The organism is uncultured Gemella sp. (genome assembly GCF_963525165.1).
GTDB lineage: Bacteria > Bacillota > Bacilli > Staphylococcales > Gemellaceae > Gemella.
The window spans coordinates 1-18,498 of the sequence record NZ_CAURJN010000023.1 but is presented as its reverse complement, the minus strand read 5'-3'; the positions used below and the strand labels follow the sequence as shown (position 1 = coordinate 18,498).

The following is an 18,498-nucleotide window of genomic DNA, read 5'->3' as shown; positions in this document are numbered from 1 at the left end:
TTCTTCTAGATTGAAGAAATTTTTGATTTTATAGCATTCAATTTAGCCTTAATAGTAGCATCAACTACTTTATTGTTGTAAGTAAGTTTTAAACCACCTAGAAGACTTTCATCTACAAAATTATCAATTTCTACATTTTCTAGTTGTAACTCATTTTTAATTTTTTCTTTTAGATTTTCTAACTGCACTTCAGTTAAAGGTAAAGCTGATTCAGCTTTAACAACAACATTTCTTGAATGTTTATTAAACAATTCAGTATATTGTTCTAAAACGAAATTAATTAATGAGATTTGCAGGTTACCTGCTAAAATTTTTACAACATTCACAACATATTTATTTACTCCTGCAAATGATGCATCAATCAAGTTAATTTTTTTTATTTTTTCTAAATTAGGGTTGTTCATCAATGTAACAAAATCAGAGTTTCCATTAACAACTTTTGCAACTTCTTTTAACTCATAAGAAACTTCTTCTAAAGTGTTATTTTCTTTTGCAACTTCAAATAATGAATATCCAATTTTATTAGCTAATACTGACTTACTCATTATTTCACCCCTACCTCTTTAATGACTTTATCAACATATTCACTTTGTGTTGAGCCATCTAATTCTTTTTCTAAAATTTTCGAAGCTACAAGCACTGATAAATCAGCGATTTGTTTGTTGATTTCTTCAAGCGCTCTTTTCTTCTCGTCCTCAATGTCTCTTTGAGCATTTACTTTTAATTGTTCTGCTTGTTTACGCGCTTCTTCAAGAATAGCTTGTTTTTCAACCTTAGATTGTTCACGAGCATCTTCCATCATAACTTTGATTTCTTGTTGCGCATTTCTTAATTTTTCCTGATTTTCTTCAAGTAAAATTAGTGCTTCTTTTTGATTTTTAGCGGCATCATCAAGTTGACCTTCAACTAATTTTTGACGCTCATCTAACATATCAATAAGTTTGTCCCAAGCAAATTTTTTCAGTAATACTAATAAGATTAATACAGCTACAATATTAATAGCCATATTTCCTAGATTAAAACCTTGATGAGAAGAGTGTTCAGTAGCTAAAAATACTAAATTTTCCATTTACTAAATGCTCCTATTCTTCATAGTTCTTTTGTTTACAGTATTATACTAAATTATTTAGCTAAGATAACGAATGAAATAACGATAGCTAAGATAGGTACTGCTTCAACAAGTGCGAATAATACGAAAGCATTTGATTTTAATCTTGACTCTAATTCTGGTTGGCGAGATACACCTTCGATAAATTTACCGAATAAAAATCCGTTACCGATACCAGCACCAACTGCTGCTAAACCTGCTGCTAAACCTGCTCCAATTAATTCTACCATAATTATATTTTCCTCCTTGGATAATAAATGAATTTTATTAATTATTAGATTTTTGCACATATAGTGCGTTTAAAAAGATTAATGTTCATCACTAATTTTATGTGATAAATAAATGAATGTTAAGACAGTAAAGATATACGCTTGGATAAATCCTATAAATAGAGAGAATCCTTTCCATACTACTAATCCTGCCATACCAGCTATTGCACCAAAGAATCCTACTGTTGTAAGTGTAGCTAATAGTGCTAATAATATTTCACCTGCATAGATATTACCGAATAAACGCATTGAAAAAGTCATTAAGTTTGTGAACTCTTCAATAACTTTAAATGGCGTAATACCTATACCTGAAGAAGTATATGTACCAAAATAGTGTTTAACACCTTTATACTTAATCCCTGCAAAATGAGTAAATGCAATAATCAATAATGCAAGAGAGAAAGTAAATGTTGGATCCGCAGTTACAGAGTTGACATAGACTACTTCATTGTAACTAACTTCTATTAATACACCTATAGTATTTGCTACTGCAACAAGTGAAATAATTGTTAGAGCTGTTGCCCATAATCCTTTACCATATTTTTTCCAGTTAACATTACCTTTGATGACATTATCACTAACGAAATACGCAAGTAATTCAACCGCATTTTGACGTTTACTATCTGGTCTTAATTTTATTCTACTAGTTAGAAACATCACAATAACAAAGGTAAGTAATACTGTTATTAAAGTTGTGATTACACTAGGAATATTAACCGTTATATCATAGCCAAATAATTTGGTAATAAGATATGTGTGTTTTTCCATATATTCCCCTCACCTCTTTTCTTAAGTAACTTTTAGATTTCTAAATCTGTTGTAATATAAAATTAGAAATACATAATCATATTATAATATGATTTTGAAATATTTGCTAGCGATTTCTTAAATTTTATATGAATTGATTAAAAAATAATCTTTTATTTTGTTCCAAAGATTCTGTCTCCAGCATCTCCTAATCCTGGTACAATGTACCCGTGATCATTTAGTTTCTCGTCAAGCCCAGCGATAAAAATATCTACATCTGGATGCGCTTCGTGTAATGCTTTTACACCTTCAGGTGCTGCAATTAGACACATAAATTTAATATCAGTAACCCCACGTTGTTTTAATGAGTTAATTGCAGCAATTGCAGAACCACCAGTTGCTAACATTGGATCAACAACGATGAAATGACGTTCTTCTGGATTGCTAGGTATTTTAACAAAATACTCATGTGGTTGTAGAGTTTCTGGATCACGATATAATCCAACGTGACCTACTCTTGCAGATGGAATTAAATTCATTAAACCATCTACCATTCCTAATCCTGCACGTAGAATTGGAACGAATACAACTTTTTTACCTGCAAGACGTTTACAAGTAGTAGTTTGGATTGGAGTTTCTACTTCAACATCCTCCAGCGGAAGGTCACGAGTGATTTCATAAGCCATTAAAGAACCTACTTCATTAGTAAGTTGTCTAAAGTCTTTAGATCCCGTTCTTTTATCTCTAATGAAAGATAATTTATGTTGGATCAATGGATGATCAAAAACATGAACTTTTGACATAATTTATAGTTCTCCTTTGTATTGTTATTATATTTATTTTACTCTAATTATTTCATTTTAACAAGAGATATCCGAAAATATTTTACTCAGTTCAATAAATATTTTTTTATTAGTTTTGTTATATTACTAGACTTATACAATATAAAATATTACAATAATAAAAACAATATTTATGGAGACTTTATCATGCAAAGAAAAACATTATTAGGAATATTTTTACTTACTAGTATTTTATACTATGTTATTCCCCTACTTTTTTTGAAATTTTATAGTGGCACTAGCGATAAAGCTGGGTTCGTTTTAATCTTAGTTTATGGATTTTCTTCATTTGCAATTACATTATTAATAACCTACTTATTGCAAAGAACAATTTATACACCACTACTTAGTATTATTCTAGCACTTCCGCTATTTTTTATTTTTAATTCAAGTGCTTTGGTTTTAATACTTCTCATAATAGTATTTTCTTTTGTTGCCTATGCTTTAACTGCATTAATAAAATAAATAAGGAGATCATATGACAATTTTCAAACGTAATTTTCTAATTGCAACTGGTATATATTTACTTTTTTACTTAACACCGATTTTAGCTAATCCTTTCATGGCTTTAAATCTTTTAGAAGCTGCTGTCGTTGGCATTTTAATTTTTGGAGGATTCTATCTAAGTTATATATTTATGTACACTAGTAAAAGCAAACTTGATGAACGTACTAAGAGTACTATAATTACACTATTAGTATTGTTAATCGCATTGTTAATATTTTTTAATCCTTTTAAATTTCCTACTTTATTTAATATTATTATAAATAGATACTTAGCAATACTAATTCTTTTGCTAATATTAATTTTTATAATATTAATATCAAGAAAGATGAATAATTCTATAATCATAATTTTACTTTTTGCACCATCGATTATCCAAGGATTACTCATGAGATTATCTTATAGAGCAATGTTATTCTATATCGCTAATCCTAATTTTAATTTGTACTTAATTGTCTCTATTTTTATTGGATATTATATTTATAACAATAACAAAAAATAGCCGAACATATAGAAGATATCATATATCTTAATTTATATGTTAAATCCGCTTCTATAAATATAAAAAACTGATAACCTAGATTTTATTTCTAGATTATCAGTTTTTTATTAGTTATCAATTTCTACTTTTAGTACTTTTCCTGATACGGCATCTACTACCACATCATATTCTAATCCATTCGCGCGAGCTTCTACTTCATATATGTATAAAGGCACTCCATTATTTTGCATTGCATAATCATCCTCATACTCAGGTTTAATTTTTACAAAATTAATGTCTTGCTCAGGAGTTGAAATTGCTTGTGCTACTATTGAGCGAATTTCTTGTTGTGATTTAGCGTTTTGTGTGTTTTGTTGAGTATTATTGTTATTATTATTTTGAACATTTGAAGGCTGGTTATTATTTTGTGAATTACTATTCAAACCATTATCTCCATTGTTGCTATTGTCGTTATTGTTTCCATTATTATTTTGAGCTGACTGATTTCCGACATTCATTTTTACATTCGAGTATGCTTCTTGAATTTTAGCTCTTTGTCCTTCTTCATACTTATCATAAGCATAGGCTCCAACGCTGCCTGTCACTATCACAGCTAACGCTCCGATAATTAATGGTTTTAAAAAGTTTCTTTTTCTTTTAGTTTCTGTCATTTTTCATTTCCCTCTTTTTTCTTTATATTTTTATTATACATTTCCTTTATAAATCTTAGATGAAGATTAAGATATTATTTTTTCTAATCATCAATTTTCACTTTTAATACTTTTCCTGAAATGGCATCTACTACTACATCATACTCTAATCCGTTAGCTTTTGCTTCAACTTTATAAACATATAAAGATACTCCATTATTTTGAGGTGCATAATCATCCTCGTATTTAGGTTTAATTTTTACAAAGTTAATATTTTGTTCTGGTACTGATATTGCATCTGCTACAATTGAGCGGATTTCTTGTTGTGATTTAACATTTTGAGTATTTTGTTGTGCATTATTGTTCTGAGTATTATTATTTGAGCTATTATTTTCACTATTGTTATTGTCATTTGAATTAGTTTGATTTCCTGTATTCAACTTAATATTAGAGTAAGCATCTTGAATTTTAGTTCTTTGCGCAGTTTCATATTTATCATAAGCATAAGCTCCAACTCCGCCCGTTACTACTACAGCTAACGCTCCAATAATTAATGGTTTTAGAAAATTCCTCTTAGTTTTTTTAGGTTGTTCATTATATTGGGTATCATATTGGTTGTCATATTGGTTGTCGTTTTCTATAGTTTCAACATAAGTTCCTTCAATTGTTTCAATTTCGTTGTTATTAATATTTTTTGTCATTTTTAATTTACCTCTTTTTCTTTATATTCTTATTTTATATTTCTTTTATGAACGTTAAATGAAAATTTCATTTTTGTTCTTAACTTTTGATATTTTTATTATATCTTCGTTTTATGAATGCTAAATGAAGATTTCACTTTTGTTCATCTCTTTTGATATTTTTATTATATCTTCGTTTTATGAACGCTAAATGAAGATTTCACTTTTGTTCATCTCTTTTGATATTTTTATTATATCCTCGTTTTATGAATGCTAAATGAAGATTTCACTTTTGTTCATCTCTTTTGATATTTTTATTATATCTTCGTTTTATGAACGCTAAATGAAGATTTCACTTTTGTTCATCTCTTTTGATATTTTTATTATATCCTCGTTTTATGAATGCTAAATGAAGATTTTTATTATTTTAAAATTTTCTACAATATAAAAAGCACACCTTCATATTTTAAAGATGTGCCTTCATAATTCTTAAAGATTCACTACAAACCTTGTTCCTTTTGGCTTATTATCTAATACTGCTATTTTACCATCATGTAATTCTACTATTTTTTTCGTAATAGATAGCCCTAACCCCGAAGAATTATCCTCTGTTGTAGTTCTAGATTTATCTACTTTATAAAATCTATCCCAAATATATCTCTTCTCAGTATCATTTATCCCTATTCCATCATCAGCGACTTCAAGTATTATTCTATTTCTTTTAGCTAAGCATACTTTTACTTCTGTTTCCGCATACTTTAAAGCATTAGATAATAAGTTATCTATCATTCTCATAATTAAAGCTTCATTAGCAAAGATTGATATATCTTCTTCTATAGTTGCAGATAGCTTTATATTTTTATTATCAAATAGAATTCTATAATCCTCTAATGTATGTTTAATCTTCTCAGATAGTTTAACTTCTTGTTTCGGCACTTCCAAACGACTATCTAACCTAGCTAATTCCAAAATCTGATTTATCATAGAAGTCATTCTTTTACTCTGCCTTTCAATTACATCAAACGATTCTTTAGCATCTTCTAAAGAATCTGTATATTTTGCTCCATATTCACTTTCTGCCTTTATTACAGAAATTGGCGTACGGAGTTCATGCGATACATCCGAACTAAATTGACGTTCTCTTTTTGATGAATTTTCAAGTGTTTCTAACATTTCATTAAACACTTTTCCTAATTTATGTACTTCATCTGTACCATCTTCTATATATATTCGCTTAGTAAGGTCGTTACTTTTTGCAATGGCATCAGCTGTTTCTGTCATATCTCTTACAGGTTTCAATGAACTTCTTATTATCAAGTACCCACCATACATTATTATCATAATAACAAATGGGCTACCAATACTAATAATTATCGGTAATATCCAGCCATTAATGTTATTTGTAACTTGAACAATACCCCTTACATATTTTCCATTACCTAATCTAGCAGAACTAGTTTCTGAATCATAGTATAAATACTTATTATTATTTACATCTTTATATTCAGAAATAGCTCCTAAACTAAAATCATTAACTTTAAAATTTCTGGGAACAGACCCCGCAATAAGATTTCCATCTTTATCATATACAGACAATGTAACACCATCTTCGAAAGGAGTAAATTTATCCGAACCGCTAGCGATTTCAGCTACCTCTTCTATCAATTTTTTCTCACTGTTCTTTTCAACAACACTATCACTTACTAAAAATGTCCCCGCTATTAAAGATCCTATCAATAAAACAATAAATGTTGTATACCATAATGTTATTTTAAAAGTTAAAGATACTTTTTTAAATGGAAAGAATAATAATTTATTAATTTTATTTAACAAAGTATCCTAGCCCCCTTTTAGTATAAATAATAGTTTTATCCGTTCCATTATCTAGTTTTTTCCTAATATTTTTTATAATTACATCTACTATATTCGAAGCACCATCATAATCATAATCCCAAACATGATTAAGAATTTGATCACGACTTAGGATACTCTCTTTATTCTTCATAAGATACTCTAATACCTCATATTCCTTACCTGTTAATCCTATATTCTCACCATCTCTAGTAACTTGTTTTTTAGAAATATCCAGCACAATATCATCAACTTGAATAATATTAGTTGCTAAACCATAATTTCTTCTCATTAAAACTCTTATTCTGGCAAGTAGTTCATCAAATTCAAACGGCTTAACTATATAATCATCAGCACCACTATCTAGACCGATAATTTTGTCCTCTAAAGTATCTTTTGCTGTCAACATAATTACTGGTGTATTATTTTTACTCTCACGAAGTCTTTTGATAAACTCATAACCATCAACATTCGGCATCATAATATCAGTAATAATCAAATCATAATCACTATAACTAACAAAATCCAATGCTTCTCCACCATCAAAACAGCTATCAACACTATAATTATTCTTTTTTAAATGTTTAGTAATTATTCTATTCAAATCGCGTTCATCTTCTACAACAAGTATTTTCATAATAGTCTCCTCATACTAAATTTCTACTATATTTTACTTAATTCATTTACAAATGTAAAACAATAGTTATCAAATCTATAGAATTTTAGATTTATACTTATTAATAAAGTCAGTATATACTATATAAATGAATTTAAAATGAAAAAACGACCTAAAATAGCAATTTATAAAATCACATATCTAAGTCGCTTTCGTTACTTTTATTCACTTTCTTCTAAATTATAAAGTAACTCGTATAATGCTTTTGCATCTAGTTTTTCTTTTTCTTCTTTACTAATATCTCGAACTAACTCTCCACGGTGCAACACAATTATTCTGTTTCCGTATTTCACCGCATCTTGGATATTATGAGTAATCATTAAAGCCGTTAAGTTTTTCTCTTCAATTTTTTCTCGAGTAAGCTCCATTATTTTTTTCTGTGTTTTAGGATCTAACGCTGCCGTGTGTTCATCAAGAAGCAAAAGTTTAGGTGTTGTCATAGTCGCCATTAAAAGTGCAATAGCTTGACGCTGCCCCCCAGACAATAACCCCATCTCACTATCTAATCTATCTTCAAGCCCTAAGTCTAAAGTTTCTAGCAATTCTTTAAAAAGTTTTCTATCTTCTTTAGTAGTTCCTGGTTTAAAACCTCTAACTTTACCACATCGTAGTGCTAAAGACATATTCTGTGCTACAGTCATACGAGGAGCTGTTCCATCAAGTGGATTTTGGAAAACTCTACTAATGAATCCTGCTCTCTTGTGTTCTACTATATTACTTACATCTTTTCCTTCGATTAAAATTTCTCCACCATCTAGTGAGAATGAACCCGCTAAGGCATTAAGAAAAGTTGACTTCCCTGCTCCATTTCCACCAAGAATAGTAATAAAATCACCATCTTTTATTTCAAGACTAACATTTTTTAAAGCATGTTGCTCTCTAATAGTTCCAGGAAAGAATGTTTTATCTATTTTATTAATTTTTATAAATGACATTTTCTACGCATCCTTTCTCTTAGCTTTTAATTTTAATTGAGGTAGAGTTAAGAAAATTGCAATTACTAAAGCTGAAACTAATTTAAAGTCATTAGCTCCAATAATATTTAATTTTAACACTCCAACTAGCAGTAATCTATAAATTATCGCACCACAAATTACACAAACTAATCTTGACGTAAAAGCCACATCTTTGAAGATTACTTCCCCAATAATAATTGCTGCTAAAGCTACTACTATAACTCCAATACCACTATTTACATCTGAATAACCATTGTTTTGGGCTAAAATCGCACCAGCTAAAGAAATAATTCCATTAGCAAGCATTAATCCTAAAATCGTCATTGTTTTTGTAGAAATACCTAATGCTGTCGCCATTTTCTCATTATCTCCTGTTGCAATTAAACTCTGACCTAATTCCGTTGAAAAGAATAAAGACATAGCAATAATAATTAATCCAGAAAGAATAATTCCAACAAATACAGTATCATAATGAGTTGGTAAGTTTAATCCTTGAATTTTACTAAGAATTGTATCTTTATTGATTAAACTTAAATTTGGTCTCCCCATAATTCTAAGGTTCACTGATAATAATGCCGTCATTGTTAAGATTCCTGCAAGTAAACTCGGGATTTTGCAAACGGTAATTAAAAATCCCGTAACAAGACCTGCTAACATACCTGCTACTATTGAAATCAGGGTAGCTATAATAGGATTAATCCCATTATGTATACAAATAACACAGACAGCAGCTCCTAAAGGATATGCACCTTCTGTAGTCATATCCGCAATATTTAATACTCTAAAACTTATAAACAATCCAAGCGATAATATCCCCCACAGCATTCCCTGTGAAATCGCTGAAATAAATAAATCCATTCCGCACCTCTTTTATTTTATACTTGATCTAATTAGGTTTTATATAACTTAGAGCGACTCCTAAACAATAATTTTTTTCTATTGATTTGACGAGTCGCTCCTTTTTAATTATTTATTACCTTAATAGCTTCCTAATAATATAATATCAATATTATTATTTTTTATCCACTACTTTTGCTTTATCTTTAATTTCTTTTGGAATTTCAATTCCTAATTGTTTTGCTTTTGCTTCATTTAGATAAATTACACCTTCATTAGCAAGAACGATTGGCATATCTTTAGTATCAGCACCTTTTAATACTTTTGCAACAACTTTTGCAGTCTCAACACCGATTTGATATTGGTCAACACCTAATCCTAAAAGCCCTCCATCAGCTACCATTGTATCTGCAGATGGGAATACAGGAATTTTCTTAGCATCTGTTACTTTTACTACTGTTGCCATTGCACTAGCGATTGTGTTATCGATTGGTACGAAGATTGCATCTGTTTGTGAAGCAAGACTCTCTGTTACTTGTTGAATATCATTTGTATTAGCCACTGTTGATACTTTAACTTCTAATCCTAATTCTTTAGCTAATTTTTCTGCTTCTTGAGCTTGTTTTACAGAGTTATCTTCACTAGCTGTGTAAAGAATTCCAACTTTTTTCATATTAGGTAAAACTTTTTTCATGATTTCAAGTTGTTGTTTAATTGGAGTTCTATCGCTAACACCTGTAATGTTGTTTCCTGGTTTATTTTCAGCTTTAATTAATCCCGCTTCAACCGGATAAGTAATACCCCCCATGATGATTGGTTTATCTTTAGTTGCATTTGATAGTGATAAAGTAGCTGGTGTTGTAATACCTACTAAAATATCGTTGTTATCTGTAACTAATTTTTGACCCATACTTGCTAAGTTACTTTGATCACCTTGAGCATTTTGAAGATCAATTTTTAAGTTCTTACCAACTTCATATCCTTCTTTTTTAAGTCCGTCTTCTAAACCTTTATAAATTTGGTCAAGAGCTGGGTGACTAAGTAATTGAAGTACCCCTACTTTTACTTCTTTATTATCAACCTTTTTAGTTTCTTCACCTTTTTTACTAGAGAAGAACCCATAACCTAATACACAAACTAATAATACCGCGAATGCTACAAAAATTTTATTTACTTTCATTTTAATAATCTCCTTTTACTTTTATCTATAATAATATTTTTTGTAATCAAATTTTAGAAGCGTATCTATATAAAAAGACCACTAGAATTTTATCCAGTGGTCCTTACGTATAATTTTAATAATACAAAAAACCACCTAGATATTTCTATGTGGTCTTGATTTTTTCATCACAAATAATCCACATAGATACTTACTTCTCGTCTGAGAGCCGTATCTATGTCAAAAAGAAACAAGATCGACTCAGTATCTAGTGGCTTTGCCAACGAATATTTAATTGTAGCGTGTCTACTTGATACAGTTTCATAAATCTTTTTTCTCCTTTACGTTTAATTCTTGTTTACATTATAGCAACACTTTTTTTTATTGTCAATATGTTTTTTCAAAAAAAATATAAAAATTCTGATAATTCAAAAAACACTATATTTCATTATGTAAAACTATACTACTTAATCCCCTCATGATAAACTATTTTCAAAAAAATATTATAAATATATTAACCCAACTTTATTAAAAAATGCTGTACTAATAATATTTTTTTAATCTACCAATTTACTTTTGAAAACAATGAAAATAAGTCGTTTTCATAACTATAAGATTAACTTTTTGAAATTAACACATCTTCAAAAAACATTGATATTACTGTTATATATAGATAATTCAGTATTATTAATTATTTGTATTTTTCATGAAAATAAAATTGGAAATATATCATTTTTATGGAAATTTTCACTTGAAAATCTATTTTCATAGGAGTATGATAGATATATGTTATTTAAAAAAAGTTAGGAGAATTTTTATGGATAGCAATACAGCTATAGAAAAAGAAAAATTATTTAACAAAGGATTTATTACAATAACTACAATTAATTTTATTGTATTTTTAATTTATTATTGTTTTGTAGTTATTACAGCTAAGTATGCAACTGCTGAATTAGGTGCTACTGCAGCACAAGCAGGTTTTGCCGCAGGTATTTATATTATTGGAACACTTGTCGCTCGTCTTTATATCGGTAAGAAATTAGAAATCATTGGTCGTAAAGAAATTTTACGATTTGGTGCTTTAATTTATTTAATTACAACAGCTGCATATTTAATTTCATCAAATATCATTATTTTAGATACAGTTCGTTTCTTAAACGGATTTGCTTATGGAACAATTTCTACTGCGGCTAATGCAATAGTTACTGCGTATATTCCTAAAACTCGTAATGGTGAAGGAATTAATTACTACGGTTTAAGTACAAGTTTAGCAGCTGCTATTGGACCATTCATCGGTATGTTATTATTACCTATCACAGGATTTAATGCGGTTATAATTCTAGCAATTGTTCTATCTATTGCTGTAACTGTAGCTTGCTTCCTATTCCCAGTAAAAAATATCGAATTAAATGAAAAACAAAAAGAATTATTAAACAGTTGGTCTCTAAATACATTTATCGAGTATAAAGTATTATTCATCTCAATAGTTGCATTCTTAATCGGTTTAGCATATTCAAGTGTACTAGGATTCTTATCAATTTACGCTGATAGCTTAAACTTATCTACTGCAGGAGCTTTCTTCTTTGTAGTATATGCACTAATTATTACAGCCACTCGTCCATTTGCAGGTCGTATTTTCGATGCTCGTGGTGAGAATGCAGTTATGTATCCAAGTTTTGTATTCTTAACTTTAGGATTATTAATGTTAAGTTTTACAAATGGTAGCTTTATGTTATTATTCTCTGGTGCACTAATTGGATTAGGCTACGGAACATTCATGTCAAACGGTCAAGCTGTTTGTTTAAAACTTGTTGATTCTACTAAAGTAGGAATTGCACTTTCTACATACTTTATCGGATTAGATCTTGGTCTTGGATTTGGACCATACGCCTTAGGTACTGTTCACGGAATTTTATCATATCAAGGAATTTACATTCTATGCGCCGTTATCACAATAGGAGTAACAGTTCTTTACGCAATGTTCTACAAAGGTAAAGAAGTACGTGTCTTAAAAACTAAAACTAGTCGATAGTAATATAAATAAAATCATTAAAAAGGAGTGACTCAAAAATCGTGATTTCAGAGAAATCGATTCTGTCGAGACACTCCCTTTTTTCTATATCACACTTATATGTAGAGAGAGGTGTGAACATTACTCACACCTCTTTTTGTTTTATTTTTCTGGATATCGTCTTGCGACATCTACTAGTTTTTCTTTAATTATTTTCTTAGGATCCTCATTTAGGTGATAACACATTGCAAGAGCATAGATAAGAACATCTGCCAATTCATCTTTTATCTCTTGAATATTATCTCCTTCTTCATTCCATTGAAAATGTTCAAGTAGCTCTGCTGCTTCTATTGAAATACTTTTAGAGAACCTTTCTAAAGTATCATACTTTTCCCATCCTCTTTTTTCCCTAAATTCGGTTATTATAGTTTTTAATTCTTGCATGTTTTACCCTCTAGATTAAACTATTATTTGTTAAATTATTATATAGATTATAAAATTCTGCTAAACTCAGAGTTTCACTTCTTCTGCCTGGCTCAATATCACTATCTAAACAAGCATTTTGTAGATCTTGTTTTTTATCCTTACCATAACTTGAAATTAAGTTATTTAGTAAAGTCTTTCTACGTTGTACAAAGCATGAACGAACAAACTTAAAGAATTTTCCATCAGTTTCAAATTCTCGAGTTTCTTTGGTCATGATTTTTACAACTGCACTTTCAACATTTGGTGCTGGTACAAATACTTTTTTCGGTACAGTAAATAGATACTCAACATCAGTATAGTAATTTAATAAAATTGTTAATGAGTTATAATCTTTTGTTCCCACCTTCGCATTTAGTCTATTAGCAACTTCTTTTTGCATCATAACTACATAACCATCAATTTTTTCAGTATTCTCGATTAAATGAGTTAAAATTGGAGTTGTAATATAGTAAGGTAAGTTGGCTACTACCATAATTTTTTCGCAATCTGACATCTTCTCAGCGATTATTTTATCAACATCAACTTTTAAGATGTCATTATTAATAATCTCAACATTAGGGTAATCAGCAAGTGTCTCTGATAAAATTGGTAGAAGTCTACCATCAATTTCAAATGAAATTACTTTTTTAGCTTTTTTAGCTAGCGCTTCTGTAAGAGAACCAATCCCAGGTCCAATTTCTATTACTCCTACATTTCCATTTACCCCAGCTCCATCAACAATTCTATTTAAGATATTAGCATCTATTAAAAAGTTCTGTCCTAGGCTCTTCTTAAATGTAAAACCGTATTTTTTTAGTATTTCAAAAGTTTTCTTGGGTGTTCCTATCATTATTTTATTCCTTTACTTATTTTTTTCATCTCTTCTAATAATCGTTCTTTAGAAATATTATACATGTTTAGTTTATTTAGTAGTTGTTTACCATTAGTGTAACCTATATTTAATCTTTCGCAAAGTTCTTCTCTTAGAACTTTGGAAGTAGCTCCCCCAACTAAACCTAACTCTATCAATATTTCATTACTTATATCATTTTTTACTTCATCCATCGGTGTATAATGATTTTTTATAGCCGCTATAATATCTTCTTTACTTGCAGCTTCTATTCCTATTTTCCCTTTACTATCTACGGCTTTTTTATTTGAAATATATGCATGTTTTGCCGTCGGGATATTTTTTTCTATAATACTTCTAATTCTTTTTCCCGCATAATCAGGATCAGTTAGAACAATCAATCCTCTTGTTTTCTCTAGAGAAATTAAGCGTTCTATTTTTTTCTTAGTAAGAGCTGAGCCATTAGTTTCAAATGTATCACAATCAATTGCTTCTTTAACCCTATTGGTATCATCTCTTCCTTCTACTACTATTATTTCTTTGATTTTCATTCTATTATCCTTTAAATAATTCATCAGTCTATTATAACATATTTAGACAAATTTTGCTCATACTAGCATGAATATTTCAAATAGTTGTACAGTTCATGTGTAATTTCATGGTGAACTTTATACTTATATCCAGCACAAAGAAAAAATTTTTTTAATTCAAATTTATCTTTAAGCCTAATTTTCTCTAGTGCTTTTCCTTTTTTACACACTAGTATTTCCCAATGTTTCTCAAACTTAACTAAATAACAATCGTAAGTCCTATCTTCCCCATATGCTCCAGCAAAATATAGAAGACCTACAAGATCTAGTATTATATGCCACCATTTGACCGTTTTTCTTCTTTCTAACAAATAAATCTTCTCACTCTTAATAAGATAATTATATAATTCTTCCATAACTCCCACCTCTTTATATTAATTATATCATAAAAAATCCTCTACAGAAAAACTGCAAAGGATTTTTATTAATGTATATCTTTTTTCTTAAAGTTAGCTCCACTTACTTCACTAACTGTTCCAATCGATAGAAAGGCATTCTTATCATTTCTAAAGACTATTTTTTTAAGTTTTGATTCTTCAATACGAGTAATTACACAAAAGATGATTTTTGTTTCATGCCCTGAATAACCACCTTCTCCATGTAATAAAGTCACACCACGACCTAATCTATCTTGAATTTCTTGACTTATCACTTGATAGTTACTAGTAATAACCATAACCGATTTAGAGTCATTAAGTCCCTCAATAACGATATCCATAACTTTAGACGCAACGAAGTAACTTATCATTGAATATAATGCCGCTTCCCATGTGAATACAAATCCAGAAGCAATAAATATAACAACATTTATTCCAAGGACCATTTCACCTACAGAAATCGGTAATTTTTTAGTAGCATAGATAGAAAACATCTCACTTCCATCTAACGTACCACCATTTCTAATAACTAATCCTACTCCTATTCCAAGAATTATCCCACCGAAAATACATGCTAAGAATGGATCTGTAACTAGTGGTGGAATACTGTGAAAATATGACGTTGCAAAAGATAAAACCACGATACCAAAAATAGAAGCTATCGCGAATCCTTTACCTATCTGTTTATATCCCAAATATAAAAATGGAATGTTAAATATTAGTATGAAAATTCCAAGTGGTAATCCCAAATAGTGACGTGCAATAATAGATACACCAATCACTCCACCATCTAGAATATTATTTGGAATTAAGAAAAATTCTAATCCCGCCGCAAAAATTAATGATCCAATAATTATACTTATATATTTCTTTAAAAATTCTATTCTGCTTTCCATTGATTCTCCTTTTTATTTCATTTTTTGACAAATAGGACAAAAGTGACTTGAACGCCCTTTTATTGTAACATTTTCTACATCATGACCTAGAGGACAAACTTTTTTCCCATATATTTGATGGAAATTTTGCATATTTCCTTCTCCTCCATCAGCGTGAACATAATCTGAAATAGTAGAACCACCTTCTTTTATTGCAAGCTCCAAAATATCAACCAACTCTTTAAATAAACTCTCCTTCTTCTTTTTAGAGAGTTCACTTGCTTTAGTTAGAGGGTGAATTTTTTGGTGATATAATACCTCGCAATCATAAATATTACCGCAGCCACAAAAAACATTTCCTTCAAGAAGTAGTGCTTTTATAGATTGATCTTTATATTTTTTTTCATCCAGTTTATTTAAAAAATATTTTTTTGCAGACTTATCGAATGGTTCTGGTGCAAGATTTACAAAAGGTTTGAATTTAGTTACATCATCAATATATCTTAGTTCTCCAAATCTTCTGATATCACTATATACTAATTTTTCTCCAGTAGAAAGTTCAAATATAACATGTCGATGATTATAATAATTTTTATTTGTAATCTCAGCTATATCCTTAACTAAAAAGAATGCTCCTGTCATTCCAAAATGTGTAATTATATATCCCTCATTTAATATGAAATATAGATACTTACCTCGACGCGATAATTTTTCTATTTTTTTACCTTTCACATTTTCTGAAAAAAAACTAAGTTCTTGCTTCACTATAGCCATTTTATTTTCTTTATGGCTACTTTTTACAATATTAGAGTAAGTTATATCAACAATTTCTTTATCTATAACTCTATCTTCTAGACCAAATTTTATATTCTCAACCTCTGGTAATTCTGGCATAATGCTCTCCTATTTCATATACTTACTATTTTATTTTAATACAAATATTTGAAAATTTCAAAGATTTCCATTTATTTATATAATTTATAATAATCAAGAATTACAAATTTTTATCTCATTATTCTAGCATCAAAGAAAAATATGTAGTATAATAATAAAGTTAAATGTAAATTAAAAGGGGTCTATTATTAAATGGAAGAAAAAATGTCTAGACGAAAAAGAATCAGTTCTCCCTCATACGGAAATGGAGGAAAACCTCCTAAAAAAAGAGGATTTAAAAAAATATTAATGGCAATTTTAGCGCTAGTTATAGTTGGTATAGGGGGATTTTCCGCTTATACATTCTTCAACTTTTCTAGTTCCGCTCAAAAAGGATATAAGAATGTAGATTATTTGAAAGAAGTTGATCCTAACTTCAAAAAATTCTCAGTATTAATCCTAGGTATCGATATGAATGATGATCGTAAAGCTCAAGGACAAACTCGTGAGGACAGCAGAACAGATTCAATGATACTAGCTACTGTTAATAAAGATAAAAAACGTATGGATATGGTTAGTATCCCACGTGACTCTCTAAGTCTTATGAGAGAAAAAGATGATGAAAATAACAATAGTGCTTATTTCTATGATAAAATCACTCACGCACATGCCTACAACGATGTTAAAGGAACTACTAATGCAGTAGAAAATTTATTGCATACTCCTATAAACTTTTATGTACTAATCAACTTTAAAGCATTTGAACAAACAGTAGATGCTTTCGGTGGAATAGATTTATACGTTCCTTTCGATATGGATGAACAAAATGCTAACGGTGAAGAAAATACTGTAAAATTAAAAAAAGGTTGGCATACTCTAAACGGTGAACAAGCACTTGCTTTTTCTCGTAGTAGATATTACGATAGTGATATTGAACGTGGTCAGCGTCAACTTCAAGCTATCCATGCTTTAATCGATAAAGCTAAAAGTCTAAACGCCTTAACTAAAATAAATGAGGTTATCAATATCGCTGGAGATAATGTTGAACATAACCTGTCTACTACTCAAATTTCTTCAGCTATTAAAATGTTTATTAACGAGAATATGGAAATAGTATCTCATAGAATTAATGGTTATGATGTTTACTATAATGGTGTCTACTACTACTATCCAAGACCATTATCTCTGCTTTATGCATCTTCAGCTTTACGAAACAACCTTGATTTACCATTACCAAAAGCTACGGATCTACTAAATATTTACTATCAAGGTCATATATCTATCGGGCTTAAACAATATAAAATCGATAATTTACGTCTAGCACAAAATTATCCAGTATCAAACCTTACAGCTATGTCTCCTGAAGATTTATTAGCTAATCTTCCTGAAAGACTTACAATAGATGATTTAAAAAATGATATTACGGTAAGTAATGAAAATAGACCTGATGAAAATAGTAATACTAAAAACAATGCTAACAATAGCAATTAACAGCAAAATACTACAACTGGTGTCGGTACTACAAACGCTAATCAAAATACCGGAGTTAATAATAATCAATAATAATTAATATCCCATCAAAAACTAGTTTTGATGGGATATTAATTATTTATTTGAAAATTTTACATTTACAGTTCCAGTATTTGAAGATGTGAATAATTGTTTCTTTTTATTTGAGCTATTTGTAAAATTTGATT

General features: G+C 29.3%; 22 protein-coding genes. 4 read left to right on the top strand and 18 right to left on the bottom strand.

Features of this window, described 5'->3' with window-relative positions:
• Positions 1 to 5: 5 nt before the first annotated feature.
• The 5 genes from atpH to upp all read right to left on the bottom strand — a co-directional run bounded on the left by atpH (position 6) and on the right by upp (position 2,927).
• The gene (gene atpH, locus RWQ74_RS05865; RefSeq protein ID WP_314397339.1) at positions 6 to 545 is read right to left on the bottom strand and encodes an ATP synthase F1 subunit delta; all 540 of its coding nucleotides are present in this window, start codon (positions 543 to 545) and stop codon (positions 6 to 8) included.
• Positions 545 to 1,069 (bottom strand): F0F1 ATP synthase subunit B, encoded by a 525-nt coding sequence (atpF, locus tag RWQ74_RS05860; RefSeq protein ID WP_314397338.1) that lies wholly within the window; start codon positions 1,067 to 1,069, stop codon positions 545 to 547. The genes atpH and atpF overlap by 1 nt, the downstream gene beginning before the upstream one ends.
• Positions 1,070 to 1,122: 53 nt before the next feature.
• On the bottom strand, positions 1,123 to 1,338 hold the full coding sequence (gene atpE / locus RWQ74_RS05855) for a F0F1 ATP synthase subunit C (protein ID WP_003143965.1): 216 nt from the start codon (positions 1,336 to 1,338) through the stop codon (positions 1,123 to 1,125).
• 78 nt (positions 1,339 to 1,416) lie between these two features.
• The gene (gene atpB / locus RWQ74_RS05850; protein WP_314397337.1) at positions 1,417 to 2,145 is read right to left on the bottom strand and encodes a F0F1 ATP synthase subunit A; all 729 of its coding nucleotides are present in this window, start codon (positions 2,143 to 2,145) and stop codon (positions 1,417 to 1,419) included.
• A 152-nt stretch (positions 2,146 to 2,297) separates the two neighbouring features.
• Complete coding sequence (upp, locus tag RWQ74_RS05845; RefSeq protein ID WP_314160625.1) at positions 2,298 to 2,927, bottom strand: uracil phosphoribosyltransferase; 630 nt, start codon at positions 2,925 to 2,927, stop codon at positions 2,298 to 2,300.
• A gap of 186 nt (positions 2,928 to 3,113) precedes the next feature.
• Here upp and RWQ74_RS05840 point away from each other — a divergent pair, with 186 nt between their 5' ends.
• Both RWQ74_RS05840 and RWQ74_RS05835 read left to right on the top strand, forming a co-directional pair.
• Positions 3,114 to 3,431 carry a hypothetical protein gene (locus RWQ74_RS05840; RefSeq protein ID WP_314397336.1) on the top strand — a complete coding sequence of 106 codons (318 nt, stop codon included), beginning with the start codon at positions 3,114 to 3,116 and terminating at the stop codon, positions 3,429 to 3,431.
• A 13-nt stretch (positions 3,432 to 3,444) separates the two neighbouring features.
• Entirely contained in the window at positions 3,445 to 3,972 is a 528-nt protein-coding gene (locus tag RWQ74_RS05835) for a hypothetical protein (RefSeq protein WP_314397335.1), read from the top strand.
• Between the two features lie 107 nt (positions 3,973 to 4,079).
• On the opposite strand, the gene RWQ74_RS05830 is transcribed toward RWQ74_RS05835, so the two are convergent.
• From RWQ74_RS05830 to trpX, 7 genes are all read right to left on the bottom strand, one after another.
• On the bottom strand, positions 4,080 to 4,622 hold the full coding sequence (locus RWQ74_RS05830; protein ID WP_314397334.1) for a PepSY domain-containing protein: 543 nt from the start codon (positions 4,620 to 4,622) through the stop codon (positions 4,080 to 4,082).
• Between the two features lie 83 nt (positions 4,623 to 4,705).
• Positions 4,706 to 5,302, bottom strand: coding sequence for a PepSY domain-containing protein (locus tag RWQ74_RS05825; RefSeq protein ID WP_314397333.1), 597 nt, complete (start codon positions 5,300 to 5,302; stop codon positions 4,706 to 4,708).
• A gap of 468 nt (positions 5,303 to 5,770) precedes the next feature.
• Positions 5,771 to 7,114: a HAMP domain-containing sensor histidine kinase gene (locus tag RWQ74_RS05820; protein ID WP_314397332.1), complete on the bottom strand. Its 1,344-nt coding sequence runs from the start codon at positions 7,112 to 7,114 to the stop codon at positions 5,771 to 5,773.
• Positions 7,104 to 7,769, bottom strand: coding sequence for a response regulator transcription factor (locus RWQ74_RS05815; protein ID WP_314397331.1), 666 nt, complete (start codon positions 7,767 to 7,769; stop codon positions 7,104 to 7,106). The genes RWQ74_RS05820 and RWQ74_RS05815 overlap by 11 nt, the downstream gene beginning before the upstream one ends.
• A 200-nt stretch (positions 7,770 to 7,969) precedes the next feature.
• On the bottom strand, positions 7,970 to 8,743 hold the full coding sequence (locus tag RWQ74_RS05810) for an ATP-binding cassette domain-containing protein (protein ID WP_314397330.1): 774 nt from the start codon (positions 8,741 to 8,743) through the stop codon (positions 7,970 to 7,972).
• Positions 8,744 to 8,746: 3 nt separating this feature from the next.
• Positions 8,747 to 9,622: an ABC transporter permease subunit gene (locus RWQ74_RS05805; protein WP_314397329.1), complete on the bottom strand. Its 876-nt coding sequence runs from the start codon at positions 9,620 to 9,622 to the stop codon at positions 8,747 to 8,749.
• A 154-nt stretch (positions 9,623 to 9,776) separates the two neighbouring features.
• The gene (gene trpX / locus RWQ74_RS05800) at positions 9,777 to 10,781 is read right to left on the bottom strand and encodes a tryptophan ABC transporter substrate-binding protein (protein WP_314160634.1); all 1,005 of its coding nucleotides are present in this window, start codon (positions 10,779 to 10,781) and stop codon (positions 9,777 to 9,779) included.
• Between the two features lie 796 nt (positions 10,782 to 11,577).
• Between trpX and RWQ74_RS05795 the strand changes: the two genes are divergently transcribed.
• Positions 11,578 to 12,792, top strand: coding sequence for an MFS transporter (locus RWQ74_RS05795; protein WP_314397328.1), 1,215 nt, complete (start codon positions 11,578 to 11,580; stop codon positions 12,790 to 12,792).
• A 141-nt stretch (positions 12,793 to 12,933) separates the two neighbouring features.
• Here the strand turns inward: RWQ74_RS05795 and RWQ74_RS05790 are convergent, their stop codons facing one another.
• From RWQ74_RS05790 to mutM, 6 genes are all read right to left on the bottom strand, one after another.
• Entirely contained in the window at positions 12,934 to 13,215 is a 282-nt protein-coding gene (locus RWQ74_RS05790) for a nucleotide pyrophosphohydrolase (RefSeq protein ID WP_314397327.1), read from the bottom strand.
• 10 nt (positions 13,216 to 13,225) lie between these two features.
• Complete coding sequence (gene rsmA / locus RWQ74_RS05785; RefSeq protein ID WP_314397326.1) at positions 13,226 to 14,086, bottom strand: 16S rRNA (adenine(1518)-N(6)/adenine(1519)-N(6))-dimethyltransferase RsmA; 861 nt, start codon at positions 14,084 to 14,086, stop codon at positions 13,226 to 13,228.
• Entirely contained in the window at positions 14,086 to 14,637 is a 552-nt protein-coding gene (gene rnmV / locus RWQ74_RS05780; RefSeq protein ID WP_314397346.1) for a ribonuclease M5, read from the bottom strand. The genes rsmA and rnmV overlap by 1 nt, the downstream gene beginning before the upstream one ends.
• Positions 14,638 to 14,699: 62 nt before the next feature.
• Positions 14,700 to 15,032 carry a hypothetical protein gene (locus RWQ74_RS05775; protein ID WP_314397324.1) on the bottom strand — a complete coding sequence of 111 codons (333 nt, stop codon included), beginning with the start codon at positions 15,030 to 15,032 and terminating at the stop codon, positions 14,700 to 14,702.
• A 68-nt stretch (positions 15,033 to 15,100) separates the two neighbouring features.
• Positions 15,101 to 15,949, bottom strand: a complete 849-nt coding sequence (locus tag RWQ74_RS05770) for a YitT family protein (RefSeq protein WP_314397323.1) — start codon at positions 15,947 to 15,949, stop codon at positions 15,101 to 15,103.
• 12 nt (positions 15,950 to 15,961) lie between these two features.
• Positions 15,962 to 16,822: a bifunctional DNA-formamidopyrimidine glycosylase/DNA-(apurinic or apyrimidinic site) lyase gene (mutM, locus tag RWQ74_RS05765; RefSeq protein WP_314397322.1), complete on the bottom strand. Its 861-nt coding sequence runs from the start codon at positions 16,820 to 16,822 to the stop codon at positions 15,962 to 15,964.
• 192 nt (positions 16,823 to 17,014) lie between these two features.
• Here mutM and RWQ74_RS05760 point away from each other — a divergent pair, with 192 nt between their 5' ends.
• On the top strand, positions 17,015 to 18,292 hold the full coding sequence (locus tag RWQ74_RS05760; RefSeq protein ID WP_314397321.1) for an LCP family protein: 1,278 nt from the start codon (positions 17,015 to 17,017) through the stop codon (positions 18,290 to 18,292).
• Positions 18,293 to 18,498 lie beyond the last annotated feature (206 nt).

What these genes read in the sequence shown, in the direction of transcription:
- atpB (WP_314397337.1), bottom strand. Translation starts at nt 2,145, where the DNA reads ATGGAAAAACACACATATCTTATTACCAAATTATTTGGCTATGATATA.
- RWQ74_RS05770 (WP_314397323.1), bottom strand. Translation starts at nt 15,949, where the DNA reads ATGGAAAGCAGAATAGAATTTTTAAAGAAATATATAAGTATAATTATT.
- RWQ74_RS05760 (WP_314397321.1), top strand. Translation starts at nt 17,015, where the DNA reads ATGGAAGAAAAAATGTCTAGACGAAAAAGAATCAGTTCTCCCTCATAC.
- atpF (WP_314397338.1), bottom strand. Translation starts at nt 1,069, where the DNA reads ATGGAAAATTTAGTATTTTTAGCTACTGAACACTCTTCTCATCAAGGT.
- RWQ74_RS05830 (WP_314397334.1), bottom strand. Translation starts at nt 4,622, where the DNA reads ATGACAGAAACTAAAAGAAAAAGAAACTTTTTAAAACCATTAATTATC.
- RWQ74_RS05825 (WP_314397333.1), bottom strand. Translation starts at nt 5,302, where the DNA reads ATGACAAAAAATATTAATAACAACGAAATTGAAACAATTGAAGGAACT.
- RWQ74_RS05795 (WP_314397328.1), top strand. Translation starts at nt 11,578, where the DNA reads ATGGATAGCAATACAGCTATAGAAAAAGAAAAATTATTTAACAAAGGA.
- rsmA (WP_314397326.1), bottom strand. Translation starts at nt 14,086, where the DNA reads ATGATAGGAACACCCAAGAAAACTTTTGAAATACTAAAAAAATACGGT.
- atpE (WP_003143965.1), bottom strand. Translation starts at nt 1,338, where the DNA reads ATGGTAGAATTAATTGGAGCAGGTTTAGCAGCAGGTTTAGCAGCAGTT.
- upp (WP_314160625.1), bottom strand. Translation starts at nt 2,927, where the DNA reads ATGTCAAAAGTTCATGTTTTTGATCATCCATTGATCCAACATAAATTA.
- RWQ74_RS05815 (WP_314397331.1), bottom strand. Translation starts at nt 7,769, where the DNA reads ATGAAAATACTTGTTGTAGAAGATGAACGCGATTTGAATAGAATAATT.
- RWQ74_RS05840 (WP_314397336.1), top strand. Translation starts at nt 3,114, where the DNA reads ATGCAAAGAAAAACATTATTAGGAATATTTTTACTTACTAGTATTTTA.
- RWQ74_RS05775 (WP_314397324.1), bottom strand. Translation starts at nt 15,032, where the DNA reads ATGGAAGAATTATATAATTATCTTATTAAGAGTGAGAAGATTTATTTG.
- mutM (WP_314397322.1), bottom strand. Translation starts at nt 16,822, where the DNA reads ATGCCAGAATTACCAGAGGTTGAGAATATAAAATTTGGTCTAGAAGAT.
- atpH (WP_314397339.1), bottom strand. Translation starts at nt 545, where the DNA reads ATGAGTAAGTCAGTATTAGCTAATAAAATTGGATATTCATTATTTGAA.
- trpX (WP_314160634.1), bottom strand. Translation starts at nt 10,781, where the DNA reads ATGAAAGTAAATAAAATTTTTGTAGCATTCGCGGTATTATTAGTTTGT.
- RWQ74_RS05810 (WP_314397330.1), bottom strand. Translation starts at nt 8,743, where the DNA reads ATGTCATTTATAAAAATTAATAAAATAGATAAAACATTCTTTCCTGGA.
- RWQ74_RS05835 (WP_314397335.1), top strand. Translation starts at nt 3,445, where the DNA reads ATGACAATTTTCAAACGTAATTTTCTAATTGCAACTGGTATATATTTA.
- RWQ74_RS05790 (WP_314397327.1), bottom strand. Translation starts at nt 13,215, where the DNA reads ATGCAAGAATTAAAAACTATAATAACCGAATTTAGGGAAAAAAGAGGA.
- RWQ74_RS05805 (WP_314397329.1), bottom strand. Translation starts at nt 9,622, where the DNA reads ATGGATTTATTTATTTCAGCGATTTCACAGGGAATGCTGTGGGGGATA.
- rnmV (WP_314397346.1), bottom strand. Translation starts at nt 14,637, where the DNA reads ATGAAAATCAAAGAAATAATAGTAGTAGAAGGAAGAGATGATACCAAT.